General features: G+C 60.2%; 18 protein-coding genes and 2 pseudogenes. 16 read left to right on the top strand and 4 right to left on the bottom strand.

Features of this window, described 5'->3' with window-relative positions; genetic code table 11:
* Positions 1 to 40 precede the first annotated feature (40 nt).
* From GH769_RS29220 to GH769_RS23465, 8 genes and pseudogenes are all read left to right on the top strand, one after another.
* Positions 41 to 199, top strand: a pseudogene (locus tag GH769_RS29220) (OprD family outer membrane porin); the annotation flags it as partial.
* Positions 188 to 442 (top strand): annotated as a pseudogene (locus GH769_RS29215) (peroxidase); the annotation flags it as partial. The pseudogenes GH769_RS29220 and GH769_RS29215, both read left to right, overlap by 12 nt.
* A 318-nt stretch (positions 443 to 760) precedes the next feature.
* Complete coding sequence (gene ssuE / locus GH769_RS23490; protein WP_014720392.1) at positions 761 to 1,354, top strand: NADPH-dependent FMN reductase; 594 nt, start codon at positions 761 to 763, stop codon at positions 1,352 to 1,354.
* Between the two features lie 97 nt (positions 1,355 to 1,451).
* The gene (locus tag GH769_RS23485; protein WP_020301825.1) at positions 1,452 to 2,420 is read left to right on the top strand and encodes a sulfonate ABC transporter substrate-binding protein; all 969 of its coding nucleotides are present in this window, start codon (positions 1,452 to 1,454) and stop codon (positions 2,418 to 2,420) included.
* A gap of 26 nt (positions 2,421 to 2,446) precedes the next feature.
* The gene (gene ssuD / locus GH769_RS23480; RefSeq protein WP_003195260.1) at positions 2,447 to 3,595 is read left to right on the top strand and encodes an FMNH2-dependent alkanesulfonate monooxygenase; all 1,149 of its coding nucleotides are present in this window, start codon (positions 2,447 to 2,449) and stop codon (positions 3,593 to 3,595) included.
* Between the two features lie 9 nt (positions 3,596 to 3,604).
* On the top strand, positions 3,605 to 4,390 hold the full coding sequence (gene ssuC, locus GH769_RS23475) for an aliphatic sulfonate ABC transporter permease SsuC (protein WP_003195258.1): 786 nt from the start codon (positions 3,605 to 3,607) through the stop codon (positions 4,388 to 4,390).
* Positions 4,387 to 5,193, top strand: a complete 807-nt coding sequence (gene ssuB, locus GH769_RS23470; protein WP_032902254.1) for an aliphatic sulfonates ABC transporter ATP-binding protein — start codon at positions 4,387 to 4,389, stop codon at positions 5,191 to 5,193. Before ssuC ends, ssuB begins: the two co-directional genes overlap by 4 nt.
* Before the next feature lie 19 nt (positions 5,194 to 5,212).
* Positions 5,213 to 5,428: a molybdopterin-binding protein gene (locus GH769_RS23465; protein ID WP_003176783.1), complete on the top strand. Its 216-nt coding sequence runs from the start codon at positions 5,213 to 5,215 to the stop codon at positions 5,426 to 5,428.
* A 122-nt stretch (positions 5,429 to 5,550) separates the two neighbouring features.
* Here the strand turns inward: GH769_RS23465 and GH769_RS23460 are convergent, their stop codons facing one another.
* Together GH769_RS23460 and GH769_RS23455 are read right to left on the bottom strand one after the other, a co-directional pair.
* A complete protein-coding gene (locus tag GH769_RS23460) occupies positions 5,551 to 6,180 on the bottom strand; it encodes a TetR/AcrR family transcriptional regulator (protein ID WP_032902255.1) in 630 nt (209 codons plus the stop codon).
* Positions 6,181 to 6,424: 244 nt separating this feature from the next.
* On the bottom strand, positions 6,425 to 7,801 hold the full coding sequence (locus tag GH769_RS23455) for a glutamine synthetase family protein (RefSeq protein ID WP_003195252.1): 1,377 nt from the start codon (positions 7,799 to 7,801) through the stop codon (positions 6,425 to 6,427).
* A gap of 597 nt (positions 7,802 to 8,398) precedes the next feature.
* Here GH769_RS23455 and GH769_RS23450 point away from each other — a divergent pair.
* The 7 genes from GH769_RS23450 (at position 8,399) to GH769_RS23420 (ending at position 16,802) form a co-directional block, all read left to right on the top strand.
* Entirely contained in the window at positions 8,399 to 9,757 is a 1,359-nt protein-coding gene (locus GH769_RS23450; RefSeq protein WP_003195249.1) for a glutamine synthetase family protein, read from the top strand.
* A gap of 57 nt (positions 9,758 to 9,814) precedes the next feature.
* Positions 9,815 to 11,179, top strand: coding sequence for an aspartate aminotransferase family protein (locus GH769_RS23445; protein ID WP_014720386.1), 1,365 nt, complete (start codon positions 9,815 to 9,817; stop codon positions 11,177 to 11,179).
* Between the two features lie 183 nt (positions 11,180 to 11,362).
* On the top strand, positions 11,363 to 12,457 hold the full coding sequence (locus GH769_RS23440; protein WP_019817783.1) for a polyamine ABC transporter substrate-binding protein: 1,095 nt from the start codon (positions 11,363 to 11,365) through the stop codon (positions 12,455 to 12,457).
* Between the two features lie 243 nt (positions 12,458 to 12,700).
* Positions 12,701 to 13,795: a polyamine ABC transporter substrate-binding protein gene (locus GH769_RS23435; RefSeq protein ID WP_014720384.1), complete on the top strand. Its 1,095-nt coding sequence runs from the start codon at positions 12,701 to 12,703 to the stop codon at positions 13,793 to 13,795.
* Positions 13,796 to 13,861: 66 nt separating this feature from the next.
* Positions 13,862 to 15,004, top strand: a complete 1,143-nt coding sequence (locus GH769_RS23430; RefSeq protein WP_003195240.1) for an ABC transporter ATP-binding protein — start codon at positions 13,862 to 13,864, stop codon at positions 15,002 to 15,004.
* Complete coding sequence (locus tag GH769_RS23425; protein ID WP_003195238.1) at positions 15,001 to 15,921, top strand: ABC transporter permease subunit; 921 nt, start codon at positions 15,001 to 15,003, stop codon at positions 15,919 to 15,921. The genes GH769_RS23430 and GH769_RS23425 overlap by 4 nt, the downstream gene beginning before the upstream one ends.
* Entirely contained in the window at positions 15,918 to 16,802 is an 885-nt protein-coding gene (locus GH769_RS23420; RefSeq protein WP_003195236.1) for an ABC transporter permease subunit, read from the top strand. The genes GH769_RS23425 and GH769_RS23420 overlap by 4 nt, the downstream gene beginning before the upstream one ends.
* Positions 16,803 to 16,940: 138 nt before the next feature.
* On the opposite strand, the gene GH769_RS23415 is transcribed toward GH769_RS23420, so the two are convergent.
* Entirely contained in the window at positions 16,941 to 17,582 is a 642-nt protein-coding gene (locus GH769_RS23415) for an HD domain-containing protein (protein ID WP_032902256.1), read from the bottom strand.
* A gap of 248 nt (positions 17,583 to 17,830) precedes the next feature.
* Between GH769_RS23415 and GH769_RS23410 the strand changes: the two genes are divergently transcribed.
* Positions 17,831 to 18,796, top strand: a complete 966-nt coding sequence (locus tag GH769_RS23410; protein WP_014720381.1) for a GlxA family transcriptional regulator — start codon at positions 17,831 to 17,833, stop codon at positions 18,794 to 18,796.
* Between the two features lie 119 nt (positions 18,797 to 18,915).
* On the opposite strand, the gene GH769_RS23405 is transcribed toward GH769_RS23410, so the two are convergent.
* Entirely contained in the window at positions 18,916 to 21,270 is a 2,355-nt protein-coding gene (locus GH769_RS23405) for a penicillin acylase family protein (protein WP_032902257.1), read from the bottom strand.
* Between the last annotated feature and the right edge of the window lie 5 nt (positions 21,271 to 21,275).

Raw genomic sequence — 21,275 nt, 5'->3', positions numbered from 1 at the left:
ACCAAAGAAATACAAAAATTAGAAATGAGAGGAGCGGTACATGAAGAAGTCCACCTTGGCTGTGGCTGTAACGTTGGGCGCAATCGCCCAGCAAGCAGGCGCTGCCGGTTTCATCGAAGACAGCAAGGCCACACTGGGCCTGCGTAACTTCTACATCAACACCGATAACCGCGAAGGCACGGCCAACCCGAACAAGAAGATCCGCCTGACCATCACCTACCCGGCCAGTACCGGGCGTAACTTCCATGAAATCCTGCGGGTGATCGACTCGCTGCAACTGACCGACAACCACAAGGTGGCGACGCCGGCCAACTGGCAGGATGGGGATGAAGTGGTGATCGTGCCGTCACTCAAGGACGAGGAAGAGATCAAGAAACGCTTTCCCAAGGGCTATCGCGCGGTGAAGCCGTACCTGCGTCTTACCCCACAACCCAATCGTTAAGGCTGATATCGCCATCGCGGGCAAACCCGGCTCCCACAGTTGACCGCATTCCCCTGTGGGAGCCGGGCTTGCCCGCGATGGCGGCCTCATGAACAGCACAGGCTTCAAGTTGCAAACCGTCTCACACAGCAGGGGTTTTCAGGCCGTTTCGACGGCCTTTTTTTTCGCCTGGCGATTGGTTAAACGCTTATGTATTTATGGAATAAACAAATGAATAAATAAGATTTATAGATATATAAATCTGCTGATAAGGTCTATCCCATCTTGGCGCCATCGCCGCACAGCGAACCGCCGACACTTGCTCAAGGAATCTCCTGCATGCTGGTCGTAACACTTGGAGGCAGTCCCAGCCAGCGTTCCCGCTCTGGGGTCTTGCTGGATAAAACCCGTCAGTGGCTGCAACAGCAGGGCGTGGAAGTGGTGAGTTACCAGGTACGGGACTTCCCGGCTGAAGACTTGCTGCACGCACGCTTCGACAGCCCCAAGGTCATCGACCTGCTGCAACAAGTCGCCAACGCTGACGGGCTGGTGATCGCCACGCCGGTGTACAAGGCGTCGTTTTCCGGGGCGTTGAAAACCGTATTGGACCTGCTGCCGGAGCGTGCGCTGGCCCATAAGGTGGTGCTGCCGATGGCGACCGGCGGCAGCATCGCCCACATGCTGGCGGTGGACTACGCCCTGAAGCCGGTGCTGTCGGCCCTCAAGGCGCAGGAATTGCTCCACGGTATTTTTGCCGAAGACAGCCAGATCGCCTATGGCGAAGGCAGTGTTCAGGCGCAACTGGTGCCGGTACTTGAACAGCGTCTGCACGAAGCCCTGGAGCAGCTCTACAGCGCCATGGCGCGACGGCCAAAACCTTTGGACCCTGACGTATTGAATGAACGTTTGTTGAGTGCTCGCTGGAGCATCTGAGCCTCACCCCGAAAAGCTGGAAACCCTCACCTTACTCAGCCGACAACGGCCAAGCAGGTGCAGCCAAAACCCTAATCGCACAGTTGGAGAGAGCGCCATGCGCACTGTCATCTTGCGTCGTGGTCTGGTCGCACTCTTTGCTGCGGCTGTGTCCTTCGGCGCCATCGTTCAAGCCCAAGCCGCCGAGACCTTGCGGATCGGTTATCAGAAGTACGGCACCCTGGTGCTGCTCAAGGCCAAGGGCACCCTGGAAAAACGCCTGGCCGACCAAGGCGTGCAGGTGCAGTGGACCGAGTTCCCCGGTGGCCCGCAATTGCTCGAGGGCCTGAACGTCGGCTCCATCGACTTCGGCGTTACCGGCGAAACCCCACCGGTGTTTGCCCAGGCGGCTGGCGCCGATCTGCTCTACGTCGCCTACGAACCACCCGCGCCTACCAGCGAAGCGATCCTGGTGCCCAAGGACTCGCCGATCAAATCGGTGGCCGAGCTCAAGGGTAAAAAGGTCGTGCTCAACAAAGGCTCCAACGTGCACTACCTGCTGGTGCGTGCCCTGGAAGATGCCGGCCTCAACTACACCGACGTAAAGACCGTGTTCCTGCCCCCCGCCGATGCCCGTGCCGCATTCGAGCGTGGCAGCGTGGACGCCTGGGTAATCTGGGACCCGTACCAGGCCGCCGCCGAGAAGCAACTGCAAGCGCGCACCCTGCGAGACGGCACCGCAATTGCCGACAACCATCAGTTTTACCTGGCCACCAAATCCTACGCCGAACAGCACCCGCAAGTGATCAAGGCGTTGGTGGAAGAGGTGCGTGCGGTAGGCGAATGGTCCAAGGCCAACCCGCAGGAAGTGACTGAGCAGGTCGCCCCACTGCTCGGCCTGCCGGCAGATATCACCCTCACATCGGTGAAACGCCAGGGCTACGGCGCGCTGTTCCTGACCCCGGAAGTGGTCGCCGCCCAGCAGAAAATCGCAGACACCTTCTACCAACTCAAATTGATCCCCAAGCCCTTGAGCATCAAGGACGTGATCTGGACGCCACCCGCCGCGGTTGCCAAAGCGCCGTAATCCGACTTCATTCAGGAGACAACTCCATGAGCCTCAATATTTTCTGGTTCCTGCCCACCCACGGCGACGGTCATTACCTTGGCACCGCCGAAGGCGCCCGCGCTGTCGACCACGGTTACCTGCAACAAGTGGCCCAGGCTGCCGACCGCCTGGGTTTCGGCGGGGTGTTGATCCCTACGGGCCGCTCTTGCGAAGACTCGTGGTTGGTGGCCGCCTCGCTGATCCCCGTGACCCAGCGCTTGAAATTCCTGGTTGCCCTGCGCCCTGGGATCATCTCCCCGACCGTGGCCGCGCGTCAGGCCGCGACCCTGGATCGCCTGTCTGGTGGCCGTGCGCTGTTCAACCTGGTCACCGGTGGCGATCCGGAAGAACTGGCTGGCGACGGATTGTTCTTGAGCCATGAAGAGCGCTACCAGGCGTCGGTGGAATTCACCCGCATCTGGCGCCGTGTGCTGGAAGGCGAGACCGTGGACTACGACGGCGAGCACATCAGCGTCAAAGGCGCCAAATTGCTCTACCCACCGATCCAGCAGCCACGCCCGCCGCTGTATTTCGGCGGTTCCTCCGAGGCCGCCCAGGACTTGGCGGCCGAACAGGTGGAGATGGTGCTGACCTGGGGCGAGCCGCCGGCAGCCGTTGCGGAAAAGATCGCGCAGGTACGCGCCAAGGCTGCAAAACTGGGACGCACGGTGCGCTTTGGCATTCGCTTGCATGTGATCGTGCGCGAAACCAACGACGAAGCCTGGAAAGCCGCCGACAAACTGATCTCCCACCTGGACGACGAGACCATCGCCCGCGCCCAGGCGTCCTTGGCGCGCTTCGATTCGGTGGGCCAGCAACGCATGGCAGCCTTGCACGGCGGTAGCCGTGACAACCTGGAAGTCAGCCCCAACCTGTGGGCCGGCGTCGGCCTGGTACGTGGCGGCGCAGGGACGGCGCTGGTGGGCGATGGCCCCACGGTTGCGGCACGGGTCAAGGAGTACGCGGACCTGGGTATCGATACCTTTATCTTCTCCGGTTATCCACACCTGGAAGAGTCGTATCGGGTCGCCGAGCTGTTGTTCCCGCACCTGGATATCGAACGTCCCGAGCTGCCAAAAAGCGCCGGCTACGTCAGTCCGTTTGGCGAGATGGTGGCCAACGACATCCTTCCCAAAGCTGCGTCACAGAGCTGAGGCGCCGTTATGGACTTAGAAAAAATCAGCCATCGCGTGGCGCCCTGGGTGCTGCCGATCTTATTGCTGGCGGTGTGGCAGTTGTCGGTGTCGGCGGGTTGGTTGTCGACGCGCATTCTGCCAGCGCCGAGTGCAGTGATCGAAGCCGGGGTGAACCTGGTGGTCAGCGGCGAAATCTGGACGCACCTGGCCATCAGCGGCTGGCGCGCCGGCCTGGGCTTTGTGATCGGAGGCAGCATCGGTCTGGCCCTGGGCTTTATCACCGGCTTGTCGAAGTGGGGCGAGCGCTTGCTCGACAGCTCCGTGCAGATGATCCGCAACGTGCCGCACCTGGCGCTGATTCCGCTGGTGATCCTGTGGTTCGGCATTGATGAGACCGCGAAAATTTTCCTGGTGGCCCTGGGGACCTTGTTCCCGATCTACCTGAACACTTACCACGGCATCCGCAATGTCGACCCGGCATTGGTGGAGATGTCGCGCAGCTATGGCTTGTCCGGTTTCAGCCTGTTCTGGCAAGTGATTTTGCCGGGCGCGCTGCCGTCGATCCTGGTGGGGGTGCGCTTCGCCCTGGGCTTCATGTGGCTGACGCTGATCGTGGCGGAAACCATTTCGGCAAGTTCCGGCATCGGTTATCTGGCGATGAATGCCCGTGAATTCCTGCAAACCGACGTGGTGGTACTGGCCATCGTCATGTACGCCATCCTCGGCAAACTGGCCGACCTGGCAGCCCGTGGGCTGGAACGTGTGTGGCTGCGCTGGCACCCGGCGTATCAAGTCAAAGGAGGTGCAGCATGACGGCCCAACAACCTCCGCGTCTGTTGAAGGGTATCCCACTGGCGGTGCGCAAATTGCGCAAGGCCTTTGGTACCCGCGAAGTGCTCAAAGAGATCGACCTGCATATTCCTGCGGGGCAGTTCGTGGCCGTGGTCGGCCGCAGCGGTTGCGGCAAAAGTACCTTGCTGCGCCTGTTGGCAGGGCTGGACAAAGCCAGTGGCGGCGAGCTGCTGGCCGGCTCCGCGCCACTGCACGAAGCGATTGAAGATACACGGTTGATGTTCCAGGAAGCGCGTTTGCTGCCCTGGAAAAAGATCATCGATAACGTCGGCCTGGGCCTCAAGGGCGACTGGCGGCCCAAAGCGCTGGATGCGCTGGAAGCGGTTGGCCTGGCCGAGCGCGCCAATGAATGGCCGGCGGCGTTGTCCGGTGGCCAGAAACAGCGCGTGGCACTCGCCCGGGCGTTGATCCACCAGCCGCGCCTGTTGCTGCTCGATGAGCCGCTGGGCGCACTGGATGCCCTGACCCGCATCGAGATGCAGCAACTGATCGAAAACCTGTGGCGCAAGCACGGTTTCACGGTGTTGCTGGTGACCCACGACGTCAGCGAAGCCGTGGCGATTGCCGACCGCGTGATTCTGATTGAAAACGGCGAAATCGGCCTCGACCTGAACATCGACTTGCCACGCCCACGGGCCCGTGGCTCACACCGCTTGGCCGCGCTGGAAGCCGAAGTGCTCAACCGCGTGCTGTCGCTACCCGGTTCCCCACCGGAACCCGAACCTGTTTCACCGCTGCCGACGCAATTGCGTTGGGCTCAATAACTCACACAGGAAAAACACCATGACTATTAAAGCCATCAACGTGCGTAACCAGTTCAAAGGCACCATCAAGGAAATCGTGGTTGGCGACGTGCTGTCGGAAATTGACGTGCAGACCGCGTCCGGCATTGTCACCTCGGTGATCACCACCCGTTCGGTCAAGGAGTTGGAGCTGGTGATCGGCAGTGAAGTGATTGCCTTTGTGAAATCCACTGAGGTGTCGATTGCCAAGTTGTGATAACGCCACTGATCGTTCCCACGCTCTGCGTGGGAATGCCGCCTGGGGCGCTCCGCGTCCCGCTGTGCCAAAGGTGACGCAGAGCGCCACGGGATATATTCCCACGCAGAGCGTGGGAACGATCAGCGCTTGGGCAGATAGGCCGGCAAATAAAGCCCCACATACGCGTCAAACACCCGCATCCCTTCCTCCGCCATGCGCGGCGTAATCAGCCCATGCTGATGCACCGACCGCGCGTACACGCGGTCGCTCAACTCCAATGCCAGGGCAAACACGTCCACATCGCTCGGTAGCGTTGGCACTTCAAAGTGGCGATTGAACACCGCCAGCATCAAGTCGCCCAATTCCAGATCATGCTGGCGGTCGGCCTGGGTCACTTCGGCCAACCCGTGTTGAGCGAGGATCAACTGGCGCGCCGCGGCATCGTTGCTGTAGATGCTGAGCATGCGTTGTTCAACGATGTAGGACAGGTCGCGCCAATGCTTGAGCGATTCATGCTCGATGGGCGCCTGGATGGCGGCGCGAAAGGCTGCGTGAACGTCAGCGGTCAACGCCTCCAGCAACGCCGGCACACTGGCGAAAAAGTGGTACACCGATGACGGTGGTATCTGTGCTCGTTCGGCCACGCTGTAGATCGACAAACTGGCCACACCTCCGGCGGCCAGCAAGGTGCGGGCGGCTTCAAGGATCGCATCGATCCGGGCCTGGCTGCGGGCGCGGGGTTTGCGAGGGGCGGCGGGGCGGGTGGTCATGGATGTCTCCTACAAGGCAGCGGGCATTGTATGAGCAGGAAGGTGTGTTGTCTGCCAGGCCGCTATCGCAGCGATGCGGCGACCCGACAAGCCAGCTCCCACAATGGAACGCATTTGAAGGTTGGAACGCGATCAAATGTGGGAGCTGGCTTGCCTGCGATGAGGCGAACCCGGTTTCCAAAATAAACCCATAAAAAAACGCCACTGACCAAAATCAGCGGCGTTCTTTTATTGCAGCAACCGCTTACACGGTATGCAGGTACCAGTTGTACTCAAGGTCGGAGATGGAGTGTTCAAACTCCTCCAGCTCACTTTCCTTACAGGCGACGAAGATATCGATGTATTTAGGATCGATGTACTTGGCCATTACCTCGCTGTCGTCCAACTCACGCAGGGCATCGCGCAGGTTATTCGGCAGGCTCTGCTCGTTCTGCTCGTAGCTGTTGCCTTCCACCGGAGCGTTCGGCTCGATCTTGTTGGTCAGGCCGTGGTGCACGCCCGCCAATACCGAGGCCATCAGCAGGTAAGGGTTGGCATCGGCGCCAGCCACACGGTGTTCGATACGCACGGCATCGGACGAGCCAGTGGGTACGCGAATCGCCACGGTGCGGTTATCCAGGCCCCAGCACGGCGAGTTCGGCACGTAGAACTGTGCGCCGAAACGACGGTAGGAGTTGACGTTGGGGCACAGGAACGCCATCTGGGCGGGCAGGGTCTCCAGCACACCGCCGATCGCGTGACGCAATGCGGCGTTCTGCTCGGGATCCTCGCTGGCAAAGATGTTCTTGCCGTCCTTGTCCAGAATTGAGATGTGTACGTGCAAACCGTTGCCTGCCTGGCCTGGGTAAGGCTTGGCCATGAAGGTGGTGTCCATCTCATGGTCGTAGGCGATGTTCTTGATCAGGCGCTTGAGCAGTACCGCGTAATCACAGGCCTTGATCGGGTCGGCAACGTGGTGCAGGTTCACTTCGAACTGCGCCGGGGCACTTTCCTTGACGATGGCGTCCGCCGGGATGCCTTGCTCCTTGGCACCTTCCAGAATGTCCTGGAGGCAGTCGACGTATTCGTCGAGGTCGTCGATCAGGTAGACCTGTGTCGAGTGCGGGCGTTTGCCGGAGATCGGTGAGCGGGGCGGTTGTGGCCGGCCGTTCACGTTCTCCTGGTCGATCAGGTAGAACTCAAGCTCGAAGGCGGCGCAGATGGTCAGACCGAGGTCGTCAAACTTGGTAACAACTTGGCGGAGCACTTCGCGCGGATCGGCGAAGAAAGGTTCACCTTCAAGTTCGTGCATGGTCATCAGCAGTTGCGCGGTAGGGCGCTTTTGCCAGGGTTCATTGCACAGGGTGTCGGGGATTGGATAACAGATTCGGTCAGCATCACCGATGTCCAGGCCCAGGCCGGTGCTTTCCACCGTAGAGCCGTTGATATCCAGGGCAAATAAAGAGGCAGGCAGGTTAATGCCCTTCTCGTAAACCTTGTGGAGGCTGGTGCGTTCGATGCGCTTACCGCGCACCACACCATTCATATCCGCAATTAGAAGGTCTACGTACAGAACCTCAGGATGATCCTTAAGGAACGCGTTCGCTTCGTTAAGCTGAACGGCACGCGGGGGTACCGACATGATGCAACACCTTTGTTGTTAAAAATATCAATCATTGATCTTTTCTGGTTTCAGTCAACCCGAACGGCCTGCCGAAGTCAAGCGAGGCATTTTTTGCCCTAAAAAAGCGCCATGGAGCCTTTTTTGCGGGGTTTTGGGGCGGTTTTTTGGGTTTTAGGGGCTTGGGACCTGCAGGCTTGAGCGGGCCGTGTAGGATTTTTTACGGGGGTGTTGTGTAAAAAAATGAACAAGGCTAAGCTCGATTCAAACCCATAACAGCAATAATACCGGGGTGCTTCATGTTTCACCTGCCGCCAATCGGCGTCTGCGCCTGCTCCAGCCAGGCTTTGTCCGCAGCTCGTTCGCCCCGTGTGAATGCCCAGGCACCGGCCAATATTCTTGACGGCCCGGCCGATCTCCTTTTTGCCATCTCCGACGCCACTGAGCGACCCTCATCCGCCGTGCCGATCATAATTGCGCACAACTTTGGCCTGAGGAATGCAACCTGCGGGCAAATGGCAGGTAAGCTCCTACCCTGAATGAAAAAACGACGCGGATGCTGCGTCAACCAACGCCTGGCCTTTAATGGATGCCAGGAAACCCAGCCCAGAGGCATTTATGAGTAACAACCTCGACCAGCTCACCGATTGGTTGAAAGACCACAAGATCACAGAAGTCGAATGCATGATTGGCGACCTTACCGGCATTACCCGGGGCAAGATCTCGCCGACCAACAAGTTCATTGCCGAAAAAGGCATGCGCCTGCCCGAGAGCGTTCTGTTGCAGACCGTGACCGGCGATTATGTCGAAGACGACATCTATTACGAATTGCTCGACCCGGCCGACATCGACATGATCTGCCGCCCCGACCAGAACGCGGTATTCCTGGTGCCCTGGGCCATCGAACCGACCGCCCAGGTGATCCACGACACCTACGACAAGCAAGGCAACCCGATCGAGCTGTCGCCGCGCAACGTGCTCAAGAAAGTCCTCAAGCTCTACTCCGACCGCGGCTGGCAGCCCATCGTGGCGCCGGAGATGGAGTTCTACCTGACCAAGCGCTGCGAAGACCCGGACTTCCCGCTGCAACCGCCGATTGGCCGCTCCGGCCGCCCGGAAACCGGTCGCCAGTCCTTTTCTATAGAAGCAGCCAACGAATTCGACCCGCTGTTTGAAGACGTCTACGACTGGTGCGAACTGCAGGAGCTGGACCTCGACACCCTGATTCACGAGGACGGCACCGCGCAGATGGAAATCAACTTCCGTCACGGCGATGCCCTGTCCCTGGCCGACCAGATCCTGGTGTTCAAGCGCACCATGCGTGAAGCCGCGCTCAAGCACGACGTGGCCGCCACCTTCATGGCCAAGCCCATGACCGGCGAGCCCGGCAGCGCGATGCACCTGCACCAGAGCATCATCGACATTGCCACCGGCAAGAACGTCTTCTCCAATGAAGACGGGACCATGAGCCAGCTGTTCCTCAACCACATCGGCGGCCTGCAGAAGTTCATCCCTGAATTGCTGCCTTTATTCGCCCCCAACGTGAACTCGTTCCGCCGCTTCCTGCCCGATACCTCGGCGCCGGTGAACGTGGAATGGGGCGAAGAAAACCGCACCGTCGGCCTGCGCGTACCGGATGCCGGCCCGCAGAACCGCCGCGTGGAAAACCGCCTGCCGGGCGCCGACGCCAACCCGTACCTGGCGATTGCCGCCAGCCTGTTGTGCGGCTACATCGGCATGGTCGAAGGCCATAACCCGAGCGCGCCGGTGGTGGGCCGTGGTTATGAGCGGCGCAACCTGCGCCTGCCGTTGACCATCGAAGACGCTCTGGAACGCATGGAAAACAGCAAGACCATCGAGAAATACCTGGGGCAAAAATTCATCACGGGCTACGTCGCGGTCAAGCGGGCCGAGCATGAAAACTTCAAGCGCGTGATCAGTTCGTGGGAGCGGGAATTCCTGCTCTTCGCCGTCTGATGCGCCGGGCGCGCCTTTTAAATGGCGCGCCTTCACTGAAAAGTCTAGGAGATTGGTATGTCCAGCAACAACCCGCAAACCCGTGAATGGCAAGCCTTGAGCAATGATCACCACCTGGCGCCGTTCAGCGACTTCAAGCAATTGAAAGAGAAAGGCCCAAGGATCATCACCAAAGCCCACGGTGTTTACCTGTGGGACAGCGAAGGCAACAAGATCCTCGACGGCATGGCCGGCCTGTGGTGCGTGGCGATCGGTTACGGTCGCGATGAACTGGCCGATGCCGCCGCCAAGCAGATGAAAGAACTGCCGTACTACAACCTGTTCTTCCAGACCGCACACCCACCGGTATTGGAGTTGGCCAAGGTCATTTCCGATGTCGCGCCGGCCGGCATGAACCATGTGTTCTTCACCGGCTCTGGCTCCGAAGGCAACGACACCATGTTGCGCATGGTCCGCCACTACTGGGCGATCAAGGGCCAGCCCAACAAGAAAACCATCATTGCCCGCAAGAATGGCTACCACGGCTCTACCGTGGCCGGCGCCAGCCTGGGCGGCATGACCTATATGCACGAGCAGGGCGATTTGCCGATCCCGGGCATTACCCACATCGCGCAGCCCTACTGGTTTGGCGAAGGCGGCGACATGAGCCCCGAGGAATTCGGTGTGTGGGCCGCAAACCAGTTGGAAGAGAAAATCCTGGAGCTGGGCGTGGACAACGTCGGCGCCTTTATTGCCGAGCCGATCCAGGGCGCCGGTGGCGTGATCGTGCCGCCTGCCACGTACTGGCCGCGCATCAAGGAAATCCTCGCCAAGTACGACATCCTGTTTGTCGCCGACGAAGTAATCTGCGGCTTCGGCCGTACCGGTGAGTGGTTCGGTAGCGATTTCTACGACCTCAAGCCGCACATGATGACCATCGCCAAGGGCCTGACCTCGGGCTACGTGCCCATGGGCGGCCTGATCGTGCGTGACGAAGTGGTGGCGGTGCTCAACGAAGGGGGCGATTTCAACCACGGCTTTACCTACTCCGGCCACCCGGTGGCCGCGGCCGTGGCGCTGGAAAACATCCGCATCCTGCGCGATGAAAAAATCGTTAACCGTGTGCACGACGAAACGGCACCGTATTTGCAGAAACGTCTGAGGGAACTGGGCGATCATCCGCTGGTGGGTGAAGTACGCGGCGTCGGTATGCTCGGTGCGATCGAGCTGGTGCAGGACAAGGCGACGCGCAAGCGTCACGAAGGCAAAGGCGCCGGCATGATCTGCCGAACCTTCTGCTTTGAAAATGGCCTGATCATGCGCGCCGTGGGCGACACTATGATCATTTCGCCGCCACTGGTCATCAGCAAGGCTGAAATCGACGAGCTGGTCACCAAGGCCCGCCATTGCCTGGACCTGACTTTGGCTGCCTTGCAGGGCTAAGTGCTAGGCTCAGTGCGCGGTGCACTGGGCAGTTAAAAAGGCAGGGGCTTTGGTTGAAAGCCAGCCCCTGAACTTGCCAGACTGTCGCCCTGTTTTGTTGCCCTTCGGTTGGGCCGTAAAACATACAACGCTTGTGGCCCAAAAAAGAAAAAATTGGAGCATCACCAAATGAAGGCATTAGGTTTGAAGAACGCTGGCAAGACTCTCCTCGCCTTGTCCCTGATGGGCGCAATGGCGGGCGCGGCCCAGGCAGACAATAAAGTGCTGCACGTTTACAACTGGTCCGACTACATTGCACCGGACACCATCGCCAACTTTGAAAAAGAGTCGGGCATCAAAGTGGTGTACGACGTTTTTGACAGCAACGAAACCCTGGAAGCCAAGTTGCTGGCAGGCAAGTCCGGCTACGACATCGTCGTGCCGTCGAACAGCTTCCTCGCCAAGCAGATCAAGGCCGGTGTCTACCAGGAGCTGGACAAGTCCAAGCTGTCCAACTACGGCAACCTGAACAAATCCCTGCTCAAGGCTGTATCGGTCAGCGACCCGGACAACAAGCACGCCTTCCCGTACATGTGGGGCTCGATGGGCATCGGCTACAACCCGGAGAAGGTCAAGGCCGCACTGGGCGTGGACAAGATCGACTCGTGGGACGTACTGATGAAGCCGGAAAACATCGCCAAGCTGAAAAGCTGCGGCGTGAGCTTCCTCGATTCGCCAACCGAAATGCTGCCGGTAGCGCTTCATTACCTGGGCCTGCCGACCGACACGACGAAGAAGGCTGATCTGAAACAGGCCGAAGACCTGTTCATGAAAATCCGTCCTTCGATCGGCTACTTCCACTCATCCAAGTACATCTCCGACCTGGCCAACGGCAACATCTGCGTGGCTGTGGGCTACTCGGGTGACATCGAACAGGCCAAAACCCGTGCGGCTGAAGCCGGTGGCAAGGTCAAGATCGCCTATGACATTCCCAAGGAAGGTGCTGGCAGCTTCTTCGACATGGTCGCCATTCCCAAGGATGCCGAAAACGTCGAGGCTGCCTACGCATTCATGAACTACCTGCTCAAGCCAGACGTCATGGCCGCGATCACCAACAGTGTGCGTTTCCCGAACGGTAACGAGAAAGCCACTGCCCTGGTCGATAAAGACATCACCAGCGACCCGGGTATTTATCCGTCGGCCGAAGTGCAATCCAAGCTCTACGCCATTGCCGACATGCCAGCGGCAACTCAGCGTGAAATGACCCGTAGCTGGACAAAGATCAAGTCCGGTAAATAACGCCAGAAACCTGTAGGAGCGAGCTTGTGTGGGAGCGGGCTTGCTCGCGAATGCGGAGCGTCAGCCAGCATATGTATCAACTGATACGCCACTTTCGCGAGCAAGCCCGCTCCCACACAAAACAGCTCTCAGAAATTAAATGACAGAAAGTTTTGCCGGATCGGTTTATCGACGGTAAGTTGCGCGCCGGTTTTGTTGCCGGGCAACAACTTCAAGGCCCCAACTATTCAAGAGGACCTCCACTTGCCAATTTCTTTATTTCGCAAAGCCATGCTGGTGGGTGCAGGTATCACGCTGGCTGCCAGCGTACAGGCCGCACCGACGGTGCATATTTATAACTGGTCGGACTACATCGGCCCCGACACCCTGGCCAACTTCGAAAAGGCCAGTGGTATCAAGCCTGTGTATGACGTGTTTGACTCCAACGAAACCCTGGAAGGCAAGTTGCTCGCCGGGCGCACCGGCTACGACGTGGTGGTGCCGTCCAACCATTTCCTGGGCAAGCAGATCAAGGCCGGGGCATTCCAGAAGCTCGACAAGTCACTGCTGACAAACTACGCCAACCTCGACCCGGTGCTGCTCAAGCGCCTGGAAAAGAACGACCCGGGCAATCAGTATGCGGTGCCGTACCTGTGGGGCACCAATGGCATTGGCTACAACGTCGACAAGGTCAAGGAAGTGCTGGGGGTCGACAAGATCGACTCCTGGGCCGTGTTGTTCGAACCGGAAAACATGAAGAAATTGGCCACTTGCGGCGTGTCGTTCATGGACTCGGCCGATGAAATGCTGCCCGCAGTACTCAACTACATGGGCCTGGACCCCAACAGCACCAACCCGGCCGACTACAAGAAGGCCGAGGAAAAACTGCTGAAAGTGCGGCCCTACGTGACCTACTTCCATTCCTCCAAATACATTTCGGACCTGGCCAACGGCAACATCTGCGTGGCGGCCGGTTTCTCCGGCGATGTGTTCCAGGCCAAGGCCCGCGCGGCGGAGGCGGGCAAAGGCGTGAACATCGCCTACACGATTCCCAAAGAAGGCGGCAACCTGTGGTTCGACGTGCTGGCGATTCCCAAGGATGCCAGCAACGTCAAGGAAGCCCATGCCTTCATCAACTATTTGCTGCAGCCTGAGGTGATCGCTCAGGTCAGCGATCAAGTCGGTTACGCCAACCCTAACCCAGGGGCGGACAAACTGATGGAGCAATCGATACGCACCGACGCAGCGGTTTACCCACCGCAGGCGGTTCTCGAGCGGACATTCGTCAACTTTGAGCTACCCCCGAAAGTGCAGCGTTTAATGACCCGTAGCTGGACCAAGGTCAAGACGGGCAAGTAAGGCTAAAACTATCCAAGGCTGGCCCGCATTGGGCCGGCTGCACAGTTTTTTTTGGGAGTTTCGTAAATGGCAGTTGCCTCCGGCGCCTATAAGAAAGCCCTCGAGGGCGACCAGACACCGAAAAAGGTGTTGGTCAAAATCGACCGGGTCACGAAGAAGTTCGACGAGACGATTGCCGTGGACGATGTGTCCCTGGAAATCAAGAAAGGCGAGATCTTCGCCTTGCTCGGCGGTTCGGGTTCGGGCAAATCCACCTTGCTGCGCATGCTTGCAGGTTTCGAGCGCCCAACCGAAGGTCGCATCTACCTCGACGGTGTGGACATCACCGACATGCCGCCCTACGAGCGGCCGATCAACATGATGTTCCAGTCCTACGCCTTGTTCCCGCACATGACCGTGGCGCAGAACATCGCCTTCGGCTTGCAACAGGACAAGATCCCCAAGGCTGAAGTCGACGCACGCGTGGCCGAGATGCTCAAGCTGGTACAGATGAGCCAATATGCCAAGCGCAAGCCGCACCAACTGTCCGGCGGTCAACGCCAGCGCGTGGCACTGGCCCGCTCCCTGGCCAAGCGCCCGAAACTGCTGCTGCTCGATGAGCCGATGGGCGCCCTGGACAAGAAGCTGCGCTCGCAGATGCAACTGGAGTTGGTGGAAATCATCGAGCGCGTCGGCGTGACCTGCGTGATGGTGACCCACGACCAGGAAGAGGCCATGACCATGGCCGAACGCATCGCGATCATGCACCTGGGCTGGATCGCCCAGATCGGCAGCCCCATCGATATCTACGAAACGCCCACCAGCCGCCTGGTGTGCGAGTTCATTGGCAACGTCAACATTTTCGACACCCAAGTGGTGGACGACGCTGAAGGCCACGCGGTGCTCAAGTGCCCGGACCTGGACCGCGACATCTACGTGGGCTACGGCATCGCCACCTCGGTGGAAGACAAGTCGGTGACCTACGCGATTCGCCCGGAAAAGCTGCTGGTGACCACTGAAATGCCAACCTGCGAGCACAACTGGTCCAGCGGCAAGGTGCACGACATCGCCTACCTGGGCGGCCACTCGGTGTTCTACGTGGAGCTGCCGAGCGGCAAGCTGGTGCAGTCTTTCGTCGCCAACGCCGAACGCCGTGGCCAGCGCCCAACCTGGGGTGACCAGGTGTACGTGTGGTGGGAAGACGACAGCGGCGTGGTACTTCGCTCATGAACATGAAGAAATTCAAGCGGCGCTTGGATCGCATTGTGCCCAATGGCAAGCAGGTGGTCATCGGGATTCCTTTCCTCTGGCTGTTCCTGTTTTTCGCACTGCCGTTTTTCATCGTGCTGAAAATCAGCTTTGCCGAAGCCGATGTGGCGATCCCGCCCTATACCGAGATCTATACCTACGTTGAGCAAAAGCTGGAGGTGGTGCTGAACCTGGCCAACTACAGCTTGCTGGCGGGCGACGAGTTGTACATCGCCGCCTACCTGGGCTCGCTGAAGATGGCGTTTTTCAGCACGCTGCTGTGCCTGCTGATCGGCTACCCGATGGCCTACGCCATTGCCACCGCGCGCAAAGAGATGCAGACCGTGCTGGTGCTGCTGATCATGATGCCCACCTGGACCGCGATCCTGATCCGGGTGTATGCGTGGATGGGCATCCTCAGCAACAACGGCCTGCTCAATGGCTTCCTGATGTCCATGGGCTTGATCAACGAGCCGCTGCAGATCCTCAACACCAACATCGCGGTGTACATCGGCGTGGTCTATTCGTACCTGCCGTTCATGATCCTGCCCCTGTACGCCAACCTGGTGAAGCACGACCAGAGCCTGCTGGAAGCTGCTTCGGACCTCGGTTCGAGTACCTTCAACAGCTTCTGGAAAATCACCGTGCCGCTGTCCAAGAACGGCATCATCGCCGGTTGCATGCTGGTGTTTATCCCGGTGGTGGGCGAGTTCGTGATTCCTGAACTGCTCGGCGGCCCGGAAACCCTGATGATCGGTAAGGTGTTGTGGCAAGAGTTCTTCAACAACCGTGACTGGCCGGTGGCGTCTGCCCTGGCGGTGGTGATGCTGGCGATCCTGATCGTGCCGATCATCCTGTTCAACCGCAGCCAAGCCAAAGAGCTGGAGGGCAAGATATGAAGCGCTTTCGTTTCTCCAGCTTCATGCTGGTCGCAGGCCTGTTGTTCATCTACCTGCCAATGTTGATCCTGGTGATCTACTCGTTCAACGAATCCAAGCTGGTGACAGTGTGGGGCGGTTGGTCGATCAAGTGGTACGTGGGCCTGTTGGACAACACCCAGTTGATGGGCTCGGTGGCCCGCTCCCTGGAAATTGCCTGCTACACGGCGGTGGCGGCGGTGGCGTTGGGTACCCTGGCGGCCTTCGTGCTGACGCGCATCAGCCAGTTCAAGGGGCGCACGCTGTTCGGTGGCCTGGTGACGGCACCGTTGGTGATGCCCGAAGTGATCACCGGTCTGTCGCTGTTGCTGCTATTCGTGGCCATGGCGCAGATGATCGGCTGGCCCCAGGAACGTGGCATCGTCACCATCTGGATCGCCCACACCACCTTCTGTGCGGCGTATGTGGCGGTGGTGGTGTCGGCGCGCTTGCGTGAGCTGGACCTGTCGATCGAAGAGGCGGCGATGGACTTGGGCGCACGGCCGTGGAAGGTGTTCTTCCTGATCACCATCCCGATGATCGCGCCATCGCTGGCAGCGGGCGGCATGATGTCGTTCGCGCTATCGCTGGACGACCTGGTACTGGCCAGCTTCGTGTCGGGCCCTGGTTCCACCACCTTGCCGATGGAAGTGTTCTCGGCGGTGCGTCTGGGGGTTAAACCCGAGATCAACGCCGTGGCGAGCCTGATTCTGTTGGCGGTGTCGCTGGTGACCTTCCTGGTGTGGTTCTTCAGCCGTCGGGCCGAAGAGCATCGCAAGAAGGCTATTCAGCAAGCGATTGAAGAAGCCGCAGCGGATGGCTGGCAGCAGCCGGACAAGCGCCGGGCGCCAGCGCCGGTCTGACTGCCGGAGCAGGGTGAAAATGTGGGAGCTGGCTTGCCTGCGATGGCGGTGTATCAGTCACTTATAAGGTGCTGACTCACCGTCATCGCAGGCAAGCCAGCTCCCACAGTAGTTTTGCGGTGCTTATAACATCGGGTTTCAGTCAGCCCACGGCGACGTGCGGATCACCTGCACAAAATTCATCGGCGTGAACCCCGGCTCCTGGTCCATCAGCACGTCGGTCTTAACATTGCCAAACGTGGTCTGCGGGCGATGGCGCAAGCCGTCGGCGAACGCGCAGATGATGCACTCCTTGAACCCTTCACCCCGTGGATGTGCATGCACCACCGCTTCGCGCTGCGCGCTGCTGAACGCGGCGTAGTCCATGCCCAGCACATCCATCTCCACACCAGCGGTCACCAGCGCTACGGTGGGACGCAAGTGTTTCGGCACGCCCGGCGTGGTGTGCAGTGCGATGGACAACCACACTTGTTCGATATCGTCATCGCTCAACCCATAGGGCTTGAGAAATGCGGCGGCGGCGTTGGCGCCGTCCACTTCGAAGCGCTCGTCGTCACTGCGGTGGCCTTCCACCAGCCCCAGGTCATGGAACATCGCGCCGACGTAGAGCAATTCTGGGTCGTAGGCCAATTGCTTGCGCTCACCGCTCAAGGCGCCGAACAGGAAGACTCGGCGCGAATGGTGGTAGAGCAGGTCCGATTCGACGTCGCGGATGTATTCGGTGGTGGCCCTGGCCAAGGTGCTGTCAGGGATCTGGATACCGGCTATGGTGGTGCTCATGGTGGATCTCCTCTGGAAAGATTCCAGTCTGGTCCCATGACCCTGAAGCGGCTATCGCCACAGGGAGGCGATCCCGGCCAATGTGCCGCCACATCGTGCCAAGCATGTAGGCGATCCCCTGTGGGAGCTGGCTTGCCTGCGATAGCATCACCTCGGTGTACCTGAGGTACCGAGTCGTCTGCATCGCAGGCAAGCCAGCTCCCACAAGGGGGTCGCGTTTATCCAGTTGGAAAAAGGTGTTTGTGACCATGGGCAAAACCGTCGCCATCCTGATCTTCCCCGGTGTCCAGTCGCTGGACGTGACCGGGCCGATGGATGTGTTCTGCGAGGCCAACCGCTTCCTGGCGCCCGAGGATCACTATCGGCTGGAAGTACTCGGCTTTGGCCACGGCGCCATGGCGGCCTCCAACGGTTTGTCACTGCAGGCGCACAAGCACTACAGCGAAGCCCGGCAACCCTATGACCTGTTGCTGGTCGCCGGCGGCCCGCAGTTACCCTTCGAGGATTTCGGCTTCGAGTTTGACGCTTGGCTGCGCGCGGCCGCCGCGAAGGCGCAGCGCTTCGGCTCGATCTGCAATGGCGCCTTCATGCTGGCCCGCGCAGGTCTGCTGGACGGCAAGACCGTCACGACCCATTGGAACGATGCCGCCAGCCTGGCGCGCCTGTGCCCCTCGGCCCAGGTCGAAGCCGACCGTCTCTATGTGCAGGACGGCAAGCTCTACACCTCCGCCGGGGTCACGGCAGGTATCGACCTGTCGTTGTACTTGCTGGCCCAGGATCACGGCCCGGAAGTGGCCCTGAGCGTGGCCAAGCGCCTGGTGGTGTTCACCCAGCGCTCGGGCGGGCAATCGCAGTTCAGCCCGTTCCTCACGCCCCATGCCGAAACCACCTCGGCGGTGGCGCTGGTGCAGCTGTACGTGCTGGCCAACCTGACGGGAGACTTGACCATTGCCGACCTGGCCAAGGCGGCCAATATGAGTGCGCGCAATTTCTCCCGGGTGTTTGCCCGTGAAGCGCGGATTACGCCAGCGGAATTTGTCGAGAGGGCGCGCGTGGATGCAGCGCGGGTGATGCTTGAAAGCAGCCACGCACCGCTTAAGACCGTGGCCTATCAATGCGGCTTTCGCGACGCCCAGCACATGCGCAGTGTGTTCAACCGCCGGCTGGGCGTCACGCCGCAACAGTTCAGGCTTAACTTTGCAGCGCCGGTTTGAGCGTGCGTGATCGTTCCCACGCTCTGCCTGGTAACGCCTCTTGGGACGCTCTGCGTCCCGATTCTAAGGGCGGACGCGGAGCGTCCATGGCTGCATTCCCACGCGGAGCGTGGGAACGATCATCGGGCGGGCAGCAGTTTCAAGGTGCCGCGGGTATTGGCCGTCACTTCCTCCTCACTGAAATGCGCCTGCTCATACCTGCCCTCGATATAGCTCTGCGCCTGGTCGCCATAGTGCGTATCAAAGGGCACACCGCTTTGCCCCACCGGGTTGATGGTGAGGGCGTGGGCCGGGTCGGCGAAGTCGATCAGGCGTCGTGTCGACGGGCCGTAGGTTACCGGCCACGGTGCTGGGCCAATCGGAGAGGTCTGGTTGTTCGGAACCTCATGGCTGCCCGGTGCCGGGAACGGGCCGACGTTGAAGATTTTATCCAGCGGTTTTTGCAGGCCCAGCGGGTGGCCGTGGGTCAGGGTGTGCGCCTTGCCCCACTGCCACTGTGCCGGGTCATCGCCGAACGCAGCCTTGAGATGGGCCAGGCTGTTGTCCCAGGCGAGCTTGACGGTATCGGCCCGATTGCCGTTCCACCAGGGTGAGTCTGCCGACGCGGCCAGGCGTGGCAAGGCGGCGTCGATCACGCGGGTGCCGAGCAGGGTCTTGAACAAGGCATCGCCGAGTTTGGGGTGAAAGGTTGCGTCGCTGAGGTTGAAGAGCAACTGGTTGAACAGCGTGGCATTGGTGGAGTCCAGTGGGTAGTCACCCTTCCAGTTGGCAAGCTGTTCCACCAGTTTGAGTTGCGCCGGGTCCTTGACCACCTCGCGCAGCACCGGCAACAGCGGCGCCAGCAGGCGTGGGCCGTAGGCGGTGGTGGTGCCCAGTTGCAGGGCCTGGCTGTTGGTCACATCCCACTTCACGCTTGTGTCGCTCAACTGCGCGTTCAACTGCTGGCCGCGGTCAGCCAGGTTGTAATAGCCGGGAATCGGCATGCCGGTGGGCGATGCCGGCTGGGCATTGGCGGACACCACATAGCCGCGCGGCGGATTTTCTTCCTGGGGGTTGGCACTGAAGGGGTAGAAACCCAGCTTGTCGGCCTGGGTAGTACTGCCGTCGAGGATGAACGCAGGGTTAACGCCGGCCGGGCGGATCGGCAACTGCGCCGCTGCCCACCAACCGATATCGCCCTTGGCATTGGCCCACACGATGTTCAGGCCCGGTGCCGAGACCTTGGCGGCTGCGGCACGTGCCTTGGCCAGGGTGTCGGCACGGTTGAGCTGGTAGAAACCATCCAGGATCGGGTTTTCACTGTCGAGGAACGCCCACCACATGGCAATCGGTGTGCTGCCGGCGTTCTCACCGAGCACGTCGTTGATGATCGGGCCGTGGGGCGAGCGGCGCAGGGTGAGGGTCAACGGCGCCTGGCCCTTGACCTGGATCTGCTGCTCGCTGCTGCTCATGTCCACCCATTGGCCGTGATACCAGACCTGGTTGGGGTTGTCCGGGTTGACCTTCTCGGCGACCAGGTCGAGGTCGTCGTTCTGGAACATGGTCAGGCTCCAGCCGAAGTCCAGGTTGTGCCCCAGAAACGCCACCGGTACCAGCGCGTTGTGGTAACCGTACAACTCGAAGCCTGGCGCCGACAGCTGCGCTTCGTACCACACCGAAGGCACCGAGAAGCGGATATGAGGGTCACCCGCCAGCAATGGTTTGCCGCTTTGGGTATGGCTGCCGCTGACGGCCCAGGCATTGCTGCCTTCGAACTGCGGCAGGCCGTTGTCGGCCAGGGCCTGTTCGCCCAGGGCGGCGATGGCGCCAAGGGTCTGCCAATCGCTGGCGGCCAGGTTGAGAGCGCCCTTGGGTTGCCAGTCGAGATCGAAGACGTTCAAGTAGGCGCTGCCCAGTCGGTCGCGCACATAGGTCAGTACCGGCTCGGTGCGAAAGGCTGCGGCAAAGCTGTAGGCCATGTACCCGGCGACGCTGATGCTGTCTTCGGCGGTAAACGGGCGCTTGGCGATGCCCAGCATATCGAACTCCATGGGGCTGGCGTGGCTGTCCTGATACTGGTTGATCCCGTCCAGGTAGGCTTGCAGGGCCTTGGACGAGGCCGAGTCAGGGTCCATGTGCTCCACATAGCTCAAGGCACGCTCGCGAATGCGCAGGCTGCGAAACAGTTTGTCGGTCTCCAGCAGCTTGGGCCCCAGTACCTCGGCCAGTTCGCCACGGGCCAGGCGCCGCATGATCTCCATCTGGAACAACCGGTCCTGGGCATGCACATAGCCCAGGGCGCGGTACAGATCGGCCTCATTCTCGGCGCGGATATGCGGTACGCCACGGTCGTCGTAGCGCACCGTGACCGAACCTTGCAGGTGCGCCAGCGTCACCGTGCCCTGGCGCGTGGGTTGTTTGCTGTAGACGTACCAACCGGCGCCCAGGGCGACCAGCACAATCAGCACCGCAAAAACCTGCAGGACGCGCTTCATGAACA

The sequence above is a fragment of the Pseudomonas sp. CFSAN084952 genome (assembly GCF_009648855.1).
In the GTDB taxonomy this organism is placed as follows: domain Bacteria; phylum Pseudomonadota; class Gammaproteobacteria; order Pseudomonadales; family Pseudomonadaceae; genus Aquipseudomonas; species Aquipseudomonas paracarnis.
This window is presented reverse-complemented; position numbering and strand designations above follow the sequence as displayed.